17 protein-coding genes and 1 pseudogene are annotated in these 18,083 nt (G+C 33.2%); 4 read left to right on the plus strand and 14 right to left on the minus strand.

Annotated features, from left to right (window positions below; genetic code table 11):
* Positions 1 to 52: 52 nt before the first annotated feature.
* Both NLG42_RS12865 and NLG42_RS12870 read left to right on the plus strand, forming a co-directional pair.
* Positions 53 to 1,921, plus strand: coding sequence for a DNA topoisomerase IV subunit B (locus NLG42_RS12865; RefSeq protein ID WP_089056640.1), 1,869 nt, complete (start codon positions 53 to 55; stop codon positions 1,919 to 1,921).
* 52 nt (positions 1,922 to 1,973) lie between these two features.
* Positions 1,974 to 4,691 (plus strand): DNA gyrase/topoisomerase IV subunit A, encoded by a 2,718-nt coding sequence (locus NLG42_RS12870; RefSeq protein WP_099719776.1) that lies wholly within the window; start codon positions 1,974 to 1,976, stop codon positions 4,689 to 4,691.
* Positions 4,692 to 4,748: 57 nt separating this feature from the next.
* On the opposite strand, the pseudogene NLG42_RS12875 reads toward NLG42_RS12870, so the two are convergent.
* Positions 4,749 to 5,714: pseudogene (locus NLG42_RS12875) on the minus strand (AAA family ATPase); the annotation flags it as partial.
* Between the two features lie 17 nt (positions 5,715 to 5,731).
* On the opposite strand from NLG42_RS12875, the gene NLG42_RS12880 reads away from it, so the two are divergent.
* A complete protein-coding gene (locus tag NLG42_RS12880; protein ID WP_257681240.1) occupies positions 5,732 to 6,295 on the plus strand; it encodes a hypothetical protein in 564 nt (187 codons plus the stop codon).
* 57 nt (positions 6,296 to 6,352) lie between these two features.
* Here NLG42_RS12880 and NLG42_RS12885 read toward each other — a convergent pair whose 3' ends face one another.
* The 8 genes from NLG42_RS12885 to NLG42_RS12920 all read right to left on the minus strand — a co-directional run bounded on the left by NLG42_RS12885 (position 6,353) and on the right by NLG42_RS12920 (position 14,886).
* Entirely contained in the window at positions 6,353 to 8,137 is a 1,785-nt protein-coding gene (locus tag NLG42_RS12885) for a cytochrome-c peroxidase (RefSeq protein ID WP_257681241.1), read from the minus strand.
* A gap of 69 nt (positions 8,138 to 8,206) precedes the next feature.
* Positions 8,207 to 9,688, minus strand: a complete 1,482-nt coding sequence (locus NLG42_RS12890) for a PhoX family protein (protein ID WP_089059032.1) — start codon at positions 9,686 to 9,688, stop codon at positions 8,207 to 8,209.
* A gap of 161 nt (positions 9,689 to 9,849) precedes the next feature.
* Positions 9,850 to 10,476: a 3'-5' exonuclease gene (locus tag NLG42_RS12895; RefSeq protein ID WP_089059031.1), complete on the minus strand. Its 627-nt coding sequence runs from the start codon at positions 10,474 to 10,476 to the stop codon at positions 9,850 to 9,852.
* Positions 10,477 to 10,478: 2 nt separating this feature from the next.
* A complete protein-coding gene (locus NLG42_RS12900) occupies positions 10,479 to 12,401 on the minus strand; it encodes a DUF294 nucleotidyltransferase-like domain-containing protein (RefSeq protein ID WP_257681242.1) in 1,923 nt (640 codons plus the stop codon).
* A gap of 154 nt (positions 12,402 to 12,555) precedes the next feature.
* Positions 12,556 to 13,329, minus strand: a complete 774-nt coding sequence (locus NLG42_RS12905) for a TerC family protein (protein WP_089059029.1) — start codon at positions 13,327 to 13,329, stop codon at positions 12,556 to 12,558.
* A 25-nt stretch (positions 13,330 to 13,354) separates the two neighbouring features.
* Positions 13,355 to 13,726, minus strand: a complete 372-nt coding sequence (locus NLG42_RS12910; RefSeq protein ID WP_099719771.1) for a DNA topoisomerase IV — start codon at positions 13,724 to 13,726, stop codon at positions 13,355 to 13,357.
* A gap of 221 nt (positions 13,727 to 13,947) precedes the next feature.
* Positions 13,948 to 14,523, minus strand: coding sequence for a DUF1572 domain-containing protein (locus tag NLG42_RS12915; RefSeq protein WP_257681243.1), 576 nt, complete (start codon positions 14,521 to 14,523; stop codon positions 13,948 to 13,950).
* A gap of 12 nt (positions 14,524 to 14,535) precedes the next feature.
* Positions 14,536 to 14,886, minus strand: coding sequence for a winged helix-turn-helix transcriptional regulator (locus NLG42_RS12920; RefSeq protein WP_257681244.1), 351 nt, complete (start codon positions 14,884 to 14,886; stop codon positions 14,536 to 14,538).
* Between the two features lie 99 nt (positions 14,887 to 14,985).
* Between NLG42_RS12920 and NLG42_RS12925 the strand changes: the two genes are divergently transcribed.
* The gene (locus NLG42_RS12925; protein ID WP_257681245.1) at positions 14,986 to 15,822 is read left to right on the plus strand and encodes a DNA alkylation repair protein; all 837 of its coding nucleotides are present in this window, start codon (positions 14,986 to 14,988) and stop codon (positions 15,820 to 15,822) included.
* Between the two features lie 15 nt (positions 15,823 to 15,837).
* On the opposite strand, the gene NLG42_RS12930 is transcribed toward NLG42_RS12925, so the two are convergent.
* The 5 genes from NLG42_RS12930 to murQ form a co-directional block, all read right to left on the minus strand.
* The gene (locus NLG42_RS12930) at positions 15,838 to 16,410 is read right to left on the minus strand and encodes a pentapeptide repeat-containing protein (protein ID WP_099719769.1); all 573 of its coding nucleotides are present in this window, start codon (positions 16,408 to 16,410) and stop codon (positions 15,838 to 15,840) included.
* Entirely contained in the window at positions 16,398 to 16,751 is a 354-nt protein-coding gene (locus NLG42_RS24440) for a type II toxin-antitoxin system RelE/ParE family toxin (RefSeq protein WP_307774316.1), read from the minus strand. Before NLG42_RS24440 ends, NLG42_RS12930 begins: the two co-directional genes overlap by 13 nt.
* Positions 16,696 to 16,926: a hypothetical protein gene (locus NLG42_RS12940; RefSeq protein WP_257681246.1), complete on the minus strand. Its 231-nt coding sequence runs from the start codon at positions 16,924 to 16,926 to the stop codon at positions 16,696 to 16,698. Before NLG42_RS12940 ends, NLG42_RS24440 begins: the two co-directional genes overlap by 56 nt.
* A 27-nt stretch (positions 16,927 to 16,953) precedes the next feature.
* Complete coding sequence (locus NLG42_RS12945) at positions 16,954 to 17,175, minus strand: DUF6095 family protein (protein ID WP_089059044.1); 222 nt, start codon at positions 17,173 to 17,175, stop codon at positions 16,954 to 16,956.
* A 70-nt stretch (positions 17,176 to 17,245) separates the two neighbouring features.
* The gene (gene murQ / locus NLG42_RS12950; protein WP_099719767.1) at positions 17,246 to 18,058 is read right to left on the minus strand and encodes an N-acetylmuramic acid 6-phosphate etherase; all 813 of its coding nucleotides are present in this window, start codon (positions 18,056 to 18,058) and stop codon (positions 17,246 to 17,248) included.
* Between the last annotated feature and the right edge of the window lie 25 nt (positions 18,059 to 18,083).

Raw genomic sequence — 18,083 nt, forward strand, 5'->3', positions numbered from 1 at the left:
TTTCATTTTTTGTTAAGAAATGGTACATTAGCAAAAAATCCTAAATTCACATATGCTAGAGCAAAATCAATATACCGAAGATAATATTCGTTCACTTGATTGGAAAGAACATATCCGTATGCGTCCCGGAATGTATATCGGAAAACTTGGAGATGGTTCTTCTCCAGATGATGGTATTTATATTCTATTAAAAGAGGTTTTAGACAACTGTATCGATGAGTTCGTAATGGGCTCTGGAAAAACTATTGAAGTGACTATCAAGGATAAAACGGTTTCGGTTCGTGATTATGGACGTGGAATTCCGTTAGGAAAAGTGGTTGATGTAGTTTCGAAAATGAATACAGGAGGAAAGTACGATTCTAAAGCTTTCCAGAAATCGGTTGGTTTGAACGGTGTCGGAACAAAAGCGGTAAATGCGCTTTCGAATTATTTTCGTGTAGAATCTGTTCGTGATGATAAACAAAAAGCGGCAGAGTTTTCGGCAGGAAATTTAGTTTCAGAAGAAGACATAATTGAAACTACAAAACGTAAAGGAACAAAAGTGACTTTTACGCCAGACGAAACAATCTTCAAAAACTATAAATTCCGTTTAGAGTACGTTATCAAAATGGTTAAAAACTATTGTTACTTAAACAATGGTTTGACTATTATTTTTAACGGAGAAAAATATTATTCAGAAAACGGACTTCGTGATTTATTAGAAGAAACAATCAGCGAAGATGATTTAGAATATCCAATTATCCACTTAAAAGAGCATGATATCGAAGTTGCGCTTACGCACAGTAAAACGCAATACAGCGAAGAATATCACTCTTTTGTCAATGGACAAAATACAACACAAGGAGGAACGCACTTAGCGGCTTATCGTGAAGCTGTTGTAAAAACTATTCGTGAGTTTTACAATAAGAATTTCGAAGCATCAGACGTCCGTAAATCGATTGTGAGTGCGATTAGTATTAAAGTGATGGAACCGGTTTTTGAGTCTCAGACCAAAACAAAATTGGGTTCTACAGATATGGGTTCTGACGATGGAACACCAGCGGTTTCTGTTCGTACTTTCGTTAACGATTTTATTAAAACGAAACTGGATAATTACCTGCATAAAAATCCAACAACTGCGGAAGCTTTACTGCGTAAAATTCTTCAGGCAGAACGCGAGCGTAAAGAATTATCAGGAATTAGAAAACTGGCAACAGATCGTGCTAAAAAAGCCAATCTTCACAATAAAAAATTAAGAGACTGCCGAGCGCATCTTCCAGATACCAAAAACCCAAGAAACTTAGAAAGTACGCTTTTTATTACCGAGGGAGATTCGGCTTCCGGATCAATTACAAAATCGCGTGATGTAAATACACAAGCGGTTTTCAGTTTACGTGGTAAGCCTTTGAATTCATACGGAATGACGAAGAAAATTGTGTATGAGAACGAAGAATTCAACTTATTGCAAGCGGCACTTGATATAGAAGACGGATTAGAAAAACTGCGTTACAACAACATTGTAATTGCAACCGATGCCGATGTCGATGGAATGCACATTCGTTTGTTATTAATTACTTTCTTTTTGCAGTTTTTTCCTGAGTTAATCAAAGAAGGACATTTGTATATTTTACAAACACCGCTTTTTAGGGTTCGTAATAAAAAGGAAACAATTTACTGTTATTCTGAAGAAGAAAGAAAAGACGCCATCGAAAAACTAAAACCAAAACCAGAAATCACTCGATTTAAAGGTTTGGGAGAGATTTCGCCAGATGAGTTTAAAAATTTTATTGGAGATACCATCCGTCTTGATCCAGTTATGATGGATAAAAATACTTCGATTGAGCAGTTGTTATCTTTCTATATGGGGAAAAACACGCCAGACAGACAAGAGTTTATTATCAAGAATTTGAAAGTTGAGATTGATGAACTTGAAGAAGCTTAAAAGATAAAAGAATTATAGAAGAATTTTTTAGTAGTTATACTGAACAAAATATATGAAAGACGAAGAAGACGATAACATAATTCCAAACGACGACGAGAATAATCAAGATGAGAATCAATTTGATGAAAATCAAGATGATTCAGATGAGATTATAAATGTAGATGCTAAAAATTTTGAAGGACAGCATTTTTACGAAAATCAGGAAGAAGAAGGAGAAGACGTTATTACCAAAGTAACGGGAATGTACAAAGACTGGTTTTTGGATTATGCGTCGTATGTAATTCTGGAACGTGCAGTTCCTGCTATCGAGGACGGATTTAAACCAGTTCAGCGTCGTATTATGCACTCTTTAAAAGAGCTGGATGATGGTCGTTATAATAAAGTTGCCAATGTTGTTGGTCACACTATGCAGTATCACCCACACGGAGATGCAAGTATTGGTGATGCAATGGTGCAAATTGGTCAAAAAGATTTATTGATTGATTGTCAGGGAAACTGGGGAAATATTTTAACAGGTGACGGAGCAGCAGCTTCGCGTTATATTGAGGCACGTTTGTCTAAATTTGCTTTGGAGGTTTTATATTCTCCAAAAATTACAGATTGGGGCGTTTCGTATGATGGTCGTCGTGCAGAACCTAACAATCTTCCGGTAAAATTTCCATTACTTTTAGCGCAAGGAGCGGAAGGTATTGCAGTTGGACTTTCGACAAAAGTTTTACCTCATAACTTCAATGAATTAATTGATGCTTCAATCAAAATTCTAAAAGGAAAAGCTTTTACATTATATCCTGATTTCATGACACAAGGTATTGCCGATGTGTCCAATTATAATGACGGACTTCGTGGCGGACGTGTGCGTGTGCGTGCTAAAATTTCGCAATTAGACAAAAATACATTGGTGATTACGCAAATTCCGTTTTCAACCAATACATCGAGTTTGATTGACAGTATTTTGAAAGCCAATGATAAAGGTAAAATCAAAATCAAGAAAATTGAAGACAATACCGCAGCCGATGTCGAAATTTTAATTCATCTTTTCCCAGGTGTTTCGCCAGACAAAACAATCGACGCTTTGTTTGCGTTTACTGCTTGTGAAACTTCTGTAGCACCTTTAGGTTGTGTTATCGAAGATAATAAGCCGTTGTTTATTGGTGTTTCTGAAATGTTGAAAATTTCAACGCACAGAACAGTTGATTTACTTCGTCAGGAATTAGAAATTCAGTTAGAAGAATTAAAAAATAAGTGGCATTTTTCTACTTTAGAAAAAATCTTCATTCGTGAAGAAATGTATATCGACTTCAAATTGTATGGAGATAGAGAATCACTTTACAAATATTTATACGATCGTTTTGAGCCTTTCAAAAAATCATTCGTCAGAGAAATTAATGATGATGATTTACAGCGTTTGACTCAAATTCCGATGATTCGTATTACGCGTTTCGATTCTGATAAAGCCGATGAATTGATTTCTAGGTTAGAGGAAGAAATGAAAGAAGTAGAGCATAATTTGGAACATTTAACCGATTTTGCAATTGCTTATTTTACCAAATTAAAAGAGAAATACGGAAAAGGTCGTGAGCGTCAGACAGAACTTCGTGTTTTTGACAACGTTGAAGCTACAAAAGTTGTTTTACGTAACACAAAATTATATGTAAACCGTGAAGAAGGTTTCGTAGGAACAAGTTTAAAGAAAGACGAATACGTAGGTGATTGTTCTGATATTGATGATGTTATTGTGTTTTTACGAGACGGAACATTAATGATAACAAAAGTAGATGCTAAAACCTTTATTGGAAAAGATATTATACACGCTGCTGTTTTTGACAAGAGCGATAAACGTACGATTTACAATATGATGTATCGTGATGGTAAATCAGGTCCATCCTATATTAAACGTTTCAATGTTTCGGGTGTAACGCGCGATAAAGCTTATGATTTAACAAATGGAACAAATGGTTCGCAAGTGGTCTATTTTTCACATAACCCGAACGGAGAAGCGGAGGTTGTAACGATATTATTGCGTCAAATAGGAACGATCAAAAAACTGAAATTCGATATTGATTTTGCTAAATTGGCGATTAAAGGACGTAGTTCTAAAGGAAATTTAGTAACCAAATATCCAATCAAAAAAATTGAATTAAAAGAAAAGGGGATTTCGACTTTACTACCAAGAAAAGTTTGGTTTGATGATACGGTGAAACGTTTAAATGTTGATGCTAGAGGAGAATTGCTTGGAGAATTTAAACCAAGTGATAAAATTTTAGTAATCAGTCAGACTGGAAAATTAAAAGTTATTATTCCTGAATTATCTACTCATTTTGAGGAAGATATGATTGTATTGGAGAAGTGGAAGCCTAAAAAACCTATTTCTGCAATTTATTACGATGGAGAAAAAGAGCGTTATTTCTTAAAACGTTTCCTTGTTGAAAATGAAGGGAAAGAAGAAAGTTTTATTACTGATCATCCTAATTCGCAATTAGAAATTGTATCAACAGATTATCGTCCGTTGGCGCAGTTAGTTTTTGCGAAAGTAAAAGGAGTTCAGAAAGAAGATTTACATATTGATGTAGAAGATTTTATTGCTGTAAAAGGTTTTAAAGCTTTAGGAAACCAGTTAACAGCAGATAAATTAAAACAAGTTAATTTGTTAGATCCGCTTCCTTATGAAGAGCCTGTTGAAGAAATTCCAGAAAAACCAGAATTGCCAGAAGATGATTCGGTCGAAACAGAATTAGAAGATGATGGCCAGATTGGCTTGATTTTAGAATAAAAAATAAAAACGCTAAGATTGATTTCTTAGCGTTTTTTTATGATCTTTTAAATCTGTTTAACTTTGATATGGAGAAAGAATTTCTTCCTTAGTCCATTTCACTTCGTTGTTTTCGATACTAACAAAAATAGTATCTCCATCTATTACTTCTCCAGAAATTATCTTTTTAGCTAAAGGTCTTCTTAAATGTGTTCTAATAATACTTTTAATTGGTCTTGCTCCATATTTGGCATTGTAACCATTTTCAGCAAGATAAAGTTTAGTTTCAATCGGAATTTCAACTTTTATATTGATATTTTTCAATAAATCTATGAACTCTTTCTTGAGATGAATTTCAAATATTTTCAAAGCATTTTCCTTACTGATAGGCGCAAAAGGTACAATTTCGGTTAAACGTCCCAAAAATTCAGGTCTGAAATAATTTGCCATAATTTCCATTAAGGAATTTGAAGTCGGAATTTCACCGTTATTAAAAGTGGTCACAATATGATCTGCACCAATATTCGAGGTAAAAAGAATAATTGCATTCGAGAAATCTCCTTCTTTTCCTAAACGATCATGCAATTTTCCTTCGTCCATAATTTGTAAAAAAACATCAAAAACTGAAGGATGTGCTTTTTCAATTTCATCAAATAAAACAATGGAGTAGGGTTTTTGTCTGATCTTATTTACTAGTAAGCCGCCCTCTTCATAGCCAACATATCCCGGAGGTGCGCCATATAGCAATGCAGCAGAATGTTCTTCTTTAAATTCAGACATATCAAATCTAATAATTGCATTTTCATCCTGAAAGAGAAATTCGGCCAAAGATTTGGCTAATTCCGTTTTCCCCGTTCCTGTTGGACCTAAAAAAAAGAAAGAGGCAATAGGCTGTCCCGCTTTACTCAATCCTGATCTCGATTCTAAAATTGAACCTGTAACGGTCGAAATACAGTGATCCTGACCAATAACTCTTTGGTTTAGAACCTCTTCAATATTACTTAGTTTTTGCTTTTCCTCTTCATTTAGTTTACCAGCGGGAATACCCAGAGATTAATCAATTGTTAAGTTCTGTAAGTCAGCAGGCACAGGAAAGTAGTTTTACTAAAAATAATGATCCTTATTTAATGATTAAACCTAAAAATGATGAAGGCGTTGGAAAAAACTTTAATATTAATTACTGGTCTACTTGCGCAGAAGAAGGAAACGATATTAAAGCAGGAACAGTTTTAGAAAGCAAGAATTTTATATTTGAAAGTAAAAGCGTAACGCTTATGACAAATACTGTAGGCGGTTTAAATAAACAAAGTAACAAAGACAGAATTCTGGCGTATAGAAATGCTTTACTGACCCGTGGTAGAATTGTAACATTTGCCGATATTAAAGCCTTTGGATTTAGTCATTTTAAAAGTTCAGTTGAAGATATTAAAATCGAAAAAGGCACACGAAAAGAAATTTCGGTAAAAGCAGGTTTTAGCCGAACAGTTGATATTTATATTAAAACAAATCCTGAGGAGAAACAACATTTGTCGGATTCTGAGTGGAGTTATTTATGCGAAAGCTTTATGAAGAATCTAAAAAACAGATCTTCAAATGTGTTTCCGTATCGAATGTTTGTTGATTAAATGTAAAACGGCCAAAAGATGATTTTTGGCCGTTTTTTTCTAAAAATTATTTTGGTTTTACTGGTATTTCTTGTCCGTAAGTGTTTTCATAAAAGCAACAAGCGCTTTTTCTTCCTTTACAGTTAAATTCAATTTATCAAAAGGAAGAGTCTGGTTTTCGACTTCATAGCCTAAACCTTGTCCGCCTCCTTTATTGTAAAAAGAAACTACTTCTTCGAGGGTTTTAAAAACGCCGTTGTGCATATATGGAGCTGTAACTGCGGCATTTCGTACAGTTGGAGTTTTAAAGGCACCAACTAATTGCGGCATTTTGTTATACAAATAACGACCTTTATCCGGGCTTAATGTTTTTCCTGAAGCTTCATTTGGAGTTCCAATAACTTCATGCTCAGTTTTTGAATAACTAGGCGGAACAGTTCCGTTAAATAATGGCGTAAAATGACAAGTTGCACATTTTGCTTTTCCCATAAAAAGATTCATTCCTTCTATTTCTTCATTGTTAAGACTGTTTTTATTCCCTCGCATATATTCATCAAATCGAGAATCGAATGCGTTTAAAGAACGAACATAACTAGCAATAGCATTTTGAATCTGCCAAGCTTCAGGTTTTGAAGTTTTTGGATATGCTTTTTTGAACAATTTTATATAATCTTCGTCGAGCTGAATCTTCGCATGAATATTTTCGATAGAACCATGCATCTCATCTTTATTTTGAATAACATCTACACTTTGTTTTTCTAAATCTAATTGGCGCATATCCCAAAATTGAGCATTTTGTAAAGAAGCGTAGGTTAGAGTAGGAGTATTTCTGGCTAAATTCGAACCAGTCAAAGAAACGTTTGTTTTTAAGCCGTCTGTAAATGCTTTTTGAGGATGATGGCAGGAGGCGCAGCTTCGATCATTGTTTTTAGAAAGACCTTTATCATAAAATAATTTTTCTCCTAAAATGGCTTTTTCTTTGGTGAAATTATACTCATCAGAAAGTACAAAAGCGTTGACATCAAAAGCATCTTTATCAAATAAAGTTTCAATAGCTGGGTTTAACGGACTACTCTTTTTTACATTTTTAATATTTTCTTCTTTCTGAAAAGCTTTAATATTTTTTGAAATCGGATTTAGATATTCCGTTATAAAAAAGGCGCGATTAAAAGCATTGAAATTATTGTTTTCAGTACAGTACTTTTGCGCTTTTAAAGTCAATTTCTTTAATTCTGATAATGATGTATTACCCGCGTTAATTTTTTCAAGTGATTTTGGAATTACAATCAAACTTTCGGCTGCTTCTGGAATTGAAGATTGTAAAATTGGACTGTCAAAACCTGTGATTCCTAATGTAATAACCCTAAATACATTTTGTTGAATGGCATCAAGAGCATAATCGTTACTGATTGTAATAACTTCAAAAGTGCTTTTCAGCTGTTTAATATTAGATTGAAAAATATTCAATTCTTTAATTAAATCAGGATTATTTTCAGCATCATATTCTGGATAAATCATTTCTTCGATAACCTGAAAACCATGAGGTTCAAATGATCTGTTTTCTTCAAGTTCCATTTCGTCTAAAGCTGGACCATTCATAAATCTTGCCGTTTCAGGCGCAAAGTATTCAATTGCCCATTCGACTTTTTTATAAGCCAGACGTGATTGTTTAAACTGTTCAACAATTTCTTTTTGCGATGAGGTATTTGTTATCAGCTTTTGAAATTTTACAATTTCATTGTTTAACTTGGTCAAGTCAACTAATAAATCTTGTTTTATGGTCGTTTTTGAAACTTCATTTTTTTGACATGAAAAGAAAAAACAAAGTGTCAAAAGTAGAAAAGTAAAGTGCTTTAATTTCATAATAGTATTGTAATAGAAACAACCCTTATCAAGAAAATAAGGGTTGTTGATAGATTTTGGCTGTATTTATTATCGTTGTACGTTTCTAATAATAACAGTTTGTCCTCCCTCTTTGTTTGTTTGAGTTCCAGAACCATCAGCGTTTTTAAACGCATCACTCTGCCAAGTGTGAGGGTGAATATTTACAGTAAAAGTATCAGGAACACCAATGATATCAGATATATCTTCCATTGCTCCAAATTCCCAGCTTCCAAATCTCATTTCACCAGTTTGGTTGTAAAGAGCGTTCCAAGCCGTATCCGTTCTTTTGTGGTTCATGTTCAACCAAGGTTTGTTTTGTTTTGTAGCGATATTGTATTGCCAAATGTACGAATCGTGTTTAGCATCAGTATAATAACTATCACCATCTTCCTGAATGTAAACGAAGTTTTCAGTTACACATAAGTTATCTGGGTTAATGATTCCAGTTCCTGGAGTACTATCACCTTCAACAGCCAATTCTAAAGTTCCTTTTAGCGGATCTGCTGCGTCCATTTTTAATTTATAAACTCTTCCCCACATTGTATATCCATCAACAGGAGCATTGTTTGTTGCTTGACCAGTTGCTGTAAAATAAACCTCTCTGTTGTTGCTTGCGCTTCCTTTTCTGTAATCTACATCTTCAACTCTTGAAAAACGAATTGCTTTTAAGTCATTAACAGTTGTATTAATTACAGCTCCTGTTAAGTTTTTAGCATTCGGGATTTCAACAAACTGAACAGGATAAGAATTGTTTAGTTTCATTGTAGTTTCTACTTGATTCCCATCTGTTCTTTTTAAAGCATATAATTTACCATTACTTAAATCTCCAACAGTAGAACTCATATACATAATCAATTGTCCTGCACTTACGTGCGAAGTTGCATACGATTGATCTTCTCCAATAAGGATAACAGTTTTCCCTGGATAAGCTTCTTTTGGAAGGGGAACTGCATTTTCCATACTTGCTTTTCCTAAAGCTGGTAAAACTCTATCTGTTCTGCTTTTGTCTGATGATTGTCCTAACGGGTTAATTCCGTGAACCATACTTTCTTGTCCGCTTTCTCCTGCAGTTAAAAAGATAGGACCAAATCCGTGAATTTCTGGTGTTGCTAAAGTTGCAGAACATAAACGTGTTAAACCTCCAACTCCGTCAACAAGATAATCTCCTTTTACAGGTTTAAAAGTTTTGTCTAAATAAACTCTAGAAACTGATTGCAGGATTTCATGATTTGTGATCATAATATAACCTTCTCCGGTTGGATTTTTCATTAATCCAGCGCCATCAGGTTGTGCACCGTAAACAAATTTAGGAGAATCTGGAAGAACATCAGAACTTGCAATTAAAGTGCTAATTTTAAGGTTTTCAAAACCTGCCATCGGAAATACAAAAGCAGGAACTTTTGAGTGTGAAGTAAAATCGATAGCGGCGTTTACATCTTTAGATGAATCTTTGTCGTCATTTTGGCAGCTAATTACAGAAAGTCCTGTAATTCCAAGCAATGCAACTGATTTTAAAAAATTAGTTTTCATATTTGTTTTTGTTTTTTTGATTGAGGCAAAGCTATCCTCGAAAAACAAAATATATGTTACGCTAGTTTTTTCTTATTGCTAATAAATAATAAGTCAAAGATTACTAAATGGTAAATTATTGCGTCTAATGTAAATTTTAGAGTATTAATAAAATCTTAAAATTATTTAAAAAGCTGATTTAAAGAAATTTCTTTTTTCTCTTTTAATTTTTTTACAATTTTCAAAAAAGCAATCGCGGTGATGTAAGCATCACCTAAAGCTGTGTGTCGGTCTTTTTTTGAAATATCAAATTTATCTGCAAGATCGTCTAAAGTATAATGATCTTTACGCTCAAACAAATGAGATTTAATTAGTGTTTTCTTGTACAAATGCGCTGTATCTAAAGTTTTATTAGTTAACTGTGGCAGATTATTTCTTTCCAAAGCTTTGTTAATCATAGTGATATCAAAAACGGTATGATGTGCTATGATAATAGAATCTCCTAAAAAAGTTAAAAACTGCTGTAAAGCCTCTAGTTCACTTGGGCGTTGTAGAACAAAATCTCTTAATATTCCATGAATCTGCGCAGTCGATTTGTCGTAATGATCTTGCTGAAGATAAATTTCTAGTGTTTCCTGAATAGAAATTACGTTGTTTTGCAACACTAAAGCGCCAATGCATAAAATTCGATCATTTTCGTAGTCGAATCCTGTTGTTTCAGTATCCAAAACTACAAATCGTGTTTCTTCGATAGTGATGCTTTCGTCGAAGAGTTCGTCGTCTTTTTTCCAAAAATTAAATAAACCCATCGCTATACTAAATTTGAAATATTAAATCGTATCGAGATAAGTTCTTGAAGTTCTTTTATAGTTTTAAAAGTACGTTTCAGTTTAATTTTTTCCATTTTAGATAAAGATTCCAAAGCAATAAACTGCCCAGAATCATGATGTAAAAGTCCTTGTTTGGTTCTAAATTTTAATAAAGCTTTAAAGGAGTAAGAACAGGATAAATAAAGTTCTCTGTTATTAGGTTCTAATTCTGCCAGTTTTTCAAAACGCTCTGCAGTATTACTGATTGATTTAACAGAATGTGATAAAATTAATACTCGTGCAGCATCCGTTAAAGGCATTAAAGCTCGTCTTTTAATATCGAAATTATCTTTGTTTGCGCCGTCTTGCTCTACAAGAAACTGTCTGAAGAAACCTGTTGGAGATGGGTTTTGCAATGCTCCGCTTACTAAATGAACATAAAATATTGGATTAGCTTTTATATCTTCAAAAATAAAATCAGAGAGCTGATTCGCAATTTCGGCATCGCCATAAGTTATATTATAATCAAAGAAAATAAACGACAGTAAAACCTCATTTTTTCCTGGATTTGTAATCCAGTGATGCACTTGAGCCTTCCATTCATCAAGACTCATACACCATTTAGGGTTTGAAGCCATCATTTCGGCAGGACAGTAATCGTAGCCAATATCAAATAAACCTTTATTGACCAATGCAGCAAACTTTAAAAAATAAATTTTAGTTTCATCTTTAAAAACATCTGAAACATTTTCATATACAATTGCATTGTCTTGATCCGTATGCAGCATTTGTTCTCCTCTTCCTTGACTTCCAAGTGCGAGCCATGCAAATTTTACCGGGGGCGGACTGCTCATTTTTTCAATGCAAATTTCGATTACGCGTGTTGTACAGGCTTCATTGAGTTCTGTTATGATTTTAGAAATCAATGTCATCGGAATGTTTTGATCTAAATACCCTTGAAGAAGCTGCATAATGCGGTTTCGAATAGGCTTTATTTCTTTAGTTTTTTTAGCTCTTTTCAAAGCTTTAATCAAAACTGCTGGATTATTTCCAAGAGCAACCATTACATCATGTTTCGATAAAATTCCAACTGCTTTTGTATTTACAGTTCCATCTTTGGTAAGACATAAATGACTGATATTGCTTTTCATCATCGCCATTTGAGCCTCAGTAACGGTCATTTTTTTCGGATACGTAATTACTGGTTTTGTCATGATTGTTTCGGCAGTAGTCATGATTGAATAATCTCCAGTGACAATTTTATTTCGAAGATCTTTATCAGTCAAAATACCAATTGGCAGCATTTCGTCGACAATCAATATGGCGCCTACTTTTTTATCGTTCATGATTTTGGCAATATCCTTTACCGTTGTGGATGGACTGCAAGTGACAATTTTTTTAGAATATTTTATTGGCGCTAAATCAAATGAATCATTATTGGAATGACGGTTTTCATTCAATAAATCATCATCGCCGTATAGTTTGTCTTTATGAATATCAGAATAAGGATTTTTAGTATTTGAAGCATAACTTTCAATCAGGAAATTACCAATATTTCTATTTTCCAGCGCATAAGGCTTAAATACGGCTATTGGAATTGCATATAGAATAGTTTCTTCATGTGCCACAGCTTCCATAATATAATTTTCCTGTGCTAAAAGCGGACGTAATCCAAAAATGTCACCTTCGTCACACATATCTAAAACAGTGCTTTTTTGACTCTTTTTAAGTGCAACTGCTCCTTTGTGAACTACATAGAAGGAATCATGAGTTTTTTCATTTTCGGCAAAAATAATGGCATCTTTATCTTTATAAACAATAGAGATTTGTTCCGAAAGCTTTTCGAGATCCATTGGATGCAAAAAATTAAAAGGAGGGAAGTTCTTTAAAAAGTCGGCAACTCTTTGTGAAATGGTATTTTTCATGCGTCAGATTTGAAATCTAATGTACTATATAAAATAGAAATGTAAAAGAAACACCTGATTATTATTTTGGTTACAAAGGTGCAAAGGTGAAGAGGTGAGAGGAAGTTTTTAAAAGTATCAAAAAAAAAGTCCCATTCTTGGGACTTTTTTATGTTTATGCTTGTCTTTTGCGGATTCTCATATTAATAAATTCCACAGCAAGTGAAAATGAGATGGCAAAATATAAATAACCTTTTGGTACAGCACCAATGTGTTCACCTGCAAGAGCAGCGTTTGATAAGTGCATACTTTCTGTAATTAACATGAATCCAATTAAGATTAAAAACGAAAGTCCTAATATTTGAATTGATGGGTTTTTGTTTACGAAGTTTCCAACAGGAACAGCAAATAACATCATAACGGCAACCGAAATAATAACTGCGGTTATCATAATAGTCAATGCGCCGTGTACACCATTTGTCATTCCAACAGCAGTTAAAATGGAATCCACAGAAAATATTAAATCGATTAATAAAATCTGAACAATAACATTCGAAAATGATTTTTTTGCAGCTGTTTTAATTGTTTTTTCTTCTTCGCCTTTATGATCCACTTTTTCGCTGATTTCTTTGGTGCTTTTATAAATTAAAAATAAACCTCCAAGGAATAAAATAACGGCTTGTCCAGTAAAATCACCTTCAAACCAACCCCAATGAATGCTGAATATTGTCGCTTTCATAGCAATCAAATAAGAGATTCCCATTAATAAAGCAATACGCATGAACATAGCCAGAAATAAACCTATTCGGGTTGCTTTTTTACGATCTTCTTCAGGCAGTTTTCCAGTAACAATAGATATAAAAATGATGTTGTCGATTCCTAAAACAATTTCAAGAAAGGTCAGAGTCAATAAGGCAATCCAAGCATCAGGATTTAAGAATATTTCCATATCAAAGGCGTTTATTTATATTTATTTAGTCAATTTTAAAAACTGTCCCGCGTTGTTTTTCTTCAGATCCAACCATACCAAATTCAAATGTATAAGAATCTTTTGTAGTGGTTAGAATTTTCATACTGATTGCTTTTTCTTCAGCCATGTTTTTTGGATGTTTTTTTTGCAATACATATTCGCAGTCGCTCACCCAGCGAATAGTCGAAGTATCTGTTTTTCCTTCAAAAGTTTCGATTTCAATATTGTCTTTGCGTTCAAAAACGGTAGTTTTTTTTACGCCGTTTACTTCAAACTCAAATTTGAATTTTCCTGTTTTAAAATCTTTACAATTGTGTTCGGCATTATAACAGGATACCAGTGCTAATACTGGAAGTAAGAATAGTATTTTTTTCATTTTAAATAAGTTTTTTTAGAAGCTCCCTTCCGTAAGGACCGGAAATAAATTGGAAAAATAATAAAATGTTATTACAATTGAAATGACAATGATATTTAGAAAAGAAAGAAAAAATAAATTACGTTTTCTATTTGTCTCAGCTTGCTCATCAGATAATTTTGTTTTACAGAATTTAATTAAAATCCAGTACCAAAAACCTCCTAAATAAGCATGATATTCAATCATTTCAATTTATTTAATTCATCATCGGTAAAGTTCTTAATTTCTTTCTCTTTGGCAAACTTTTCGGCATTGTAATTTCCTGATTTATTCTTTGGAATGGATAAGCTGTCCCAAGAACTGTTCTTTAGTTGTTTAGCATAAAAAATAATCTGGCCAACATGATAAGGATAATGTGCAAGTTGTCTATTTATGGCTTCGATAACGGTATGACCTTCATTTCGAATATAAATAATATCCGAAAGCTGTTCTGGTTTTATGCTGCTCAATGCATTTTCCAGACATTTCCAGCCTTTATTCCAAACTTCTAAAACTTCTTGTTTTGATTGTAGATCATTCTCAAATTCTGAATCACGATTTCGCCATTCCTTCTCGCCGTCAGAAGTTAAAAAGTCAGTCCATCGCGAAAGCATGTTTCCCGAAATATGTTTTACAATCGTGGCAATACTGTTAGTATCATCATTTGTTTCAAAAAAAAGTTGTTCAGGTTCTAATTGGTTGATCGCTTTTTCACCAAGTATTTTGTAATACAAAAATTGTTTTTTAACACTTTCTAAATAAGATTCATCTGTTTTCATGATTTGCGTGTTTTAAGATTGAAGCTCAATTTTATTTTCGGAAATCAGTAATTTTCCCCAATCATTAAGTTTCCATAGTATTTCGACTAATTGTTCTCCAGTTTCGGTCAAAGTATATTCAACACGCGGAGGAAGTTCATTAAAAGAATGTTTTATCAATATGCCGTCTTCTACCATTTCATTTAACTGCTGATTTAAAACGCGTCGGTCTACTTTAGCAATGCCGCGTAAAAATTCACTTGGTCTTTTTTTTCCGTCATTAATCTGCCAGACAATTGGAATTTTCCATTTTCCGCTGATACAGTTTACAGCAATTTCTAATGGACAAATTTTATTTTCTGTGTCTCGTTCCTTTGTTTGCATAAAATTGACTTTTGTGTCCCTATGGGATAAAAATATGCGGTATTGCCAGGCTGATTCAACTTACCGATCTTTACAAAAATAGTCAAAATTTTAAGCAGAATGAGCGAATTAACGAATCAAATTGAAACATTGAATACAACCATAAAGCGTAAAGGAGCACGATCCGAAAAAGATATTCCGAGTTCTATTTTAGAGCTGCTTAATAAAGGCGAAATTGAATCGGCGAATTTGGTAGAATGGCTTGCTGTTGATCAAACTGTACTTCTCGAAAACCTCTTAAAAGAATTAAATAGAACGGAATATTTGGAACCTATTTTAATAGATATTAGAAGCTTGAAAAAGCAAACAGTTAATACTATAAATGAAGCAATTGGAACTGGAATATTAAAATTATCTTCTTTAAATAATGATTTAAGCATCCTGTCGGATATTTCTAAACATAAATCAGATTTAGTTAGATGCTGGTCAGCATATACAATAGGAAAAAATCCAAAATATACAATTGAGGAAATGTTAGAGCAAATTCAGTTTTTAGCAGCCGATAAACATTTTGGAGTTAGAGAAATTTCATGGCTGGCTGTCCGTTCAAATATTGTAAAGAATTTGGATAAAAGTCTTGAAATTCTATTAAAATGGACTTTAAATGAAGATGAAAATATCAGACGTTTTGCAACCGAAGCAATTAGACCGCGAGGAGTTTGGTGCGAACATATCGAAGTGCTTAAGAAAAAACCGGAATTGGCTTTGAAAAATTTAGATTCTCTGAAATCTGATCCATCAAAATATGTTCAGGATAGCGTAGGGAACTGGCTTAATGATGCCAGTAAATCGCGACCAGATTTTGTTAAGGATTTATGCAAAAAGTGGCAGACAGAAAGTACTGCAAAAGAAACAGCTTATATTATAAAGAAGGGATTGCGAACAATTGAAAAATGAAAATCGAGCCGCTATTTATACAATCTTGATATCGTATTTATCTAAAAGTCCAACGATTCCCTGAGTTGAGAATTGAGCTTTTCGCATTGCATTAAATTCAGGATCGATTTTGTAATTGTAAGCAGTTCTAAAATCAACTGCAGCCAGTTGAGTTTCATTAAAAATAGCGCCGTCTAAGTTACAATTGTCAAAAACAGAACTGGTTAAATTAGTTCCAACAAAAGTTACTTCTTTAAGTGACGAATTAATAAACTTTGTTTTTGGCATTTTTTTATTAGCAAAAGAAGCGTAATCTAAAGCACATTCTTCAAAATGAACTTGAAATAAAAAATCGTCACATTCGTTAAAAGCAATTCCTAAAAGTTTGCAATTTCTGAAAGTCACATTTTTTAAACTCGTTCCTGCTAAACTTGTCATAGATAAGTTGCAGTCAATAAATTCGCAGTCTAAAAAAGTATTAGAGTTAAAATTACTATTCGAGAAATCACAATTTTTAAACACACAATCTTCAAATTCACGATTGTTTATTTTTTTATCGATGTAAACAACTTTTTCGAATGTTTTTTGAATGTGAATTAGACTTTCCATAAATGTTTTCTCGGTTTTTGTGCATTGTGACGCACTCGAAGTATATAAATCGTATCTTCTGTAACTTGGTAAGAAACAGCGTAGTCATAAACAGAATAAACTCTAAAACTGCCATCATTATTGATTTTTTGTTTGTCAAGTCTGTAAACTTCTGATTGTGTTTTTAATATATCTGTACTGTTAAAAATTGTATTAACTACTTTATCAGCTATTTTAATGGATTTACTTTCAAAGAAATATAGAAGTGAATGTCTTCTAGCTGGTTCAAAGCATCGCTTGACCAGATTATTTTCTTCCCCATTTTTTGGACATTTCTTTTGCTTCGTCTTCAGTATAAAAATTACCTTTTTTTATATTATTCAAGGCATTTTGGATATCTAAATTATAAGCAGCATCTGAGTCAATTGTAGAATTGTTTACAGATTGTAAAAGATGTTTTAGTTTTTCAACAAACGAAGGGTCTTTAACTTTATCAATTTCTTGATGAATCCAATTTAATTCTGCTTGAATGTCCATAGTAAAGAGTTTTAGTAAAGATACAAATTAGTCATTAAATATACCTTTCATTATTGTTTTCAATCCGTAGAAAATTAAAAACATAGAAGCTAAGCAAGCCACAATTCCAATTCCTAAAACCAAATAGTGCCAATTGGTATGTTGATTCATAAAAGCATTGTAAATCAACGAAGGTCCAAGAAACATTAATGGCAGAGCGCCAGTTAAATATTTGATTCCTTTCCCTAATAATTGTTTATTTGTAGCCATTTGTGTGTTTTTTGTTTCAAGTTTAAAAACTTGAAGAAGTTTGCGGTTAAAAGTACCACAAAGATTTTTTTTATTTATGATAATTATCAACAGCATTTCTTACGCTGCCATATTTTTTTAGTAATTCTGATGCTTCATCGTATGAAACAGGGATTTCACCCATAATCATTTTAACACCTCGATCTACAAGTTTAACATTACTTAACTGCATATCGACCATTTTGTTACCTCTTACTTTTCCAAGCTGAATCATTGCAGCTGTCGAAATCATGTTTAAAACCAGTTTTTGTGCTGTTCCAGCTTTCATTCGCGAACTACCGGTAATAAATTCAGGACCAACGACAACTTCGATTGGAAACTTTGCTGTTAATGCAAGCGGACTTCCAGCATTGTTGGTAATACAGCCAGTAACAATATTGTTTTGGTTACAAGCTTCTAATCCTCCAATAACATAAGGAGTTGTTCCAGAAGCAGCAATTCCAATTACTACATCATTTTGATTAATATTGTAAGTCTTTAAATCAATCCAAGCTTGTGTTGGATTATCTTCTGCATTTTCGACTGCTCGTCTTATAGCGGTATCACCACCTGCAATTATACCATTTACTAAATCAAAAGGAACACCAAAAGTAGGCGGACATTCTGATGCATCAACAACACCAAGACGTCCTGAAGTTCCCGCACCAATATAAAATAATCTGCCGCCAAGTTTCAATTTTGCAACTATTTGTGGTATCAAAGCTTCTATTTGAGGTAAAGCTTTTTCTACTGCATAAGGAACAGTTTTATCTTCTTGGTTGATATTTGATAACAATTCATGAACAGACATTTTTTCTAAATGTTCATATTGTGATGAGAGTTCAGTCGTTTTTGTAAATGTCATTTTAGTGTTATTTAGACCAGTCAAA

The sequence above is a fragment of the Flavobacterium plurextorum genome (assembly GCF_024638035.1).
Taxonomy (GTDB): domain Bacteria; phylum Bacteroidota; class Bacteroidia; order Flavobacteriales; family Flavobacteriaceae; genus Flavobacterium; species Flavobacterium plurextorum.

What these genes read in the sequence shown, in the direction of transcription:
- NLG42_RS12865 (WP_089056640.1), top strand. Translation starts at nt 53, where the DNA reads ATGCTAGAGCAAAATCAATATACCGAAGATAATATTCGTTCACTTGAT.
- NLG42_RS12870 (WP_099719776.1), top strand. Translation starts at nt 1,974, where the DNA reads ATGAAAGACGAAGAAGACGATAACATAATTCCAAACGACGACGAGAAT.
- NLG42_RS12885 (WP_257681241.1), bottom strand. Translation starts at nt 8,137, where the DNA reads ATGAAATTAAAGCACTTTACTTTTCTACTTTTGACACTTTGTTTTTTC.
- NLG42_RS12890 (WP_089059032.1), bottom strand. Translation starts at nt 9,688, where the DNA reads ATGAAAACTAATTTTTTAAAATCAGTTGCATTGCTTGGAATTACAGGA.
- NLG42_RS12895 (WP_089059031.1), bottom strand. Translation starts at nt 10,476, where the DNA reads ATGGGTTTATTTAATTTTTGGAAAAAAGACGACGAACTCTTCGACGAA.
- NLG42_RS12900 (WP_257681242.1), bottom strand. Translation starts at nt 12,401, where the DNA reads ATGAAAAATACCATTTCACAAAGAGTTGCCGACTTTTTAAAGAACTTC.
- NLG42_RS12905 (WP_089059029.1), bottom strand. Translation starts at nt 13,329, where the DNA reads ATGGAAATATTCTTAAATCCTGATGCTTGGATTGCCTTATTGACTCTG.
- NLG42_RS12910 (WP_099719771.1), bottom strand. Translation starts at nt 13,726, where the DNA reads ATGAAAAAAATACTATTCTTACTTCCAGTATTAGCACTGGTATCCTGT.
- NLG42_RS12915 (WP_257681243.1), bottom strand. Translation starts at nt 14,523, where the DNA reads ATGAAAACAGATGAATCTTATTTAGAAAGTGTTAAAAAACAATTTTTG.
- NLG42_RS12920 (WP_257681244.1), bottom strand. Translation starts at nt 14,886, where the DNA reads ATGCAAACAAAGGAACGAGACACAGAAAATAAAATTTGTCCATTAGAA.
- NLG42_RS12925 (WP_257681245.1), top strand. Translation starts at nt 14,986, where the DNA reads ATGAGCGAATTAACGAATCAAATTGAAACATTGAATACAACCATAAAG.
- NLG42_RS12930 (WP_099719769.1), bottom strand. Translation starts at nt 16,410, where the DNA reads ATGGAAAGTCTAATTCACATTCAAAAAACATTCGAAAAAGTTGTTTAC.
- NLG42_RS12940 (WP_257681246.1), bottom strand. Translation starts at nt 16,926, where the DNA reads ATGGACATTCAAGCAGAATTAAATTGGATTCATCAAGAAATTGATAAA.
- NLG42_RS12945 (WP_089059044.1), bottom strand. Translation starts at nt 17,175, where the DNA reads ATGGCTACAAATAAACAATTATTAGGGAAAGGAATCAAATATTTAACT.
- murQ (WP_099719767.1), bottom strand. Translation starts at nt 18,058, where the DNA reads ATGACATTTACAAAAACGACTGAACTCTCATCACAATATGAACATTTA.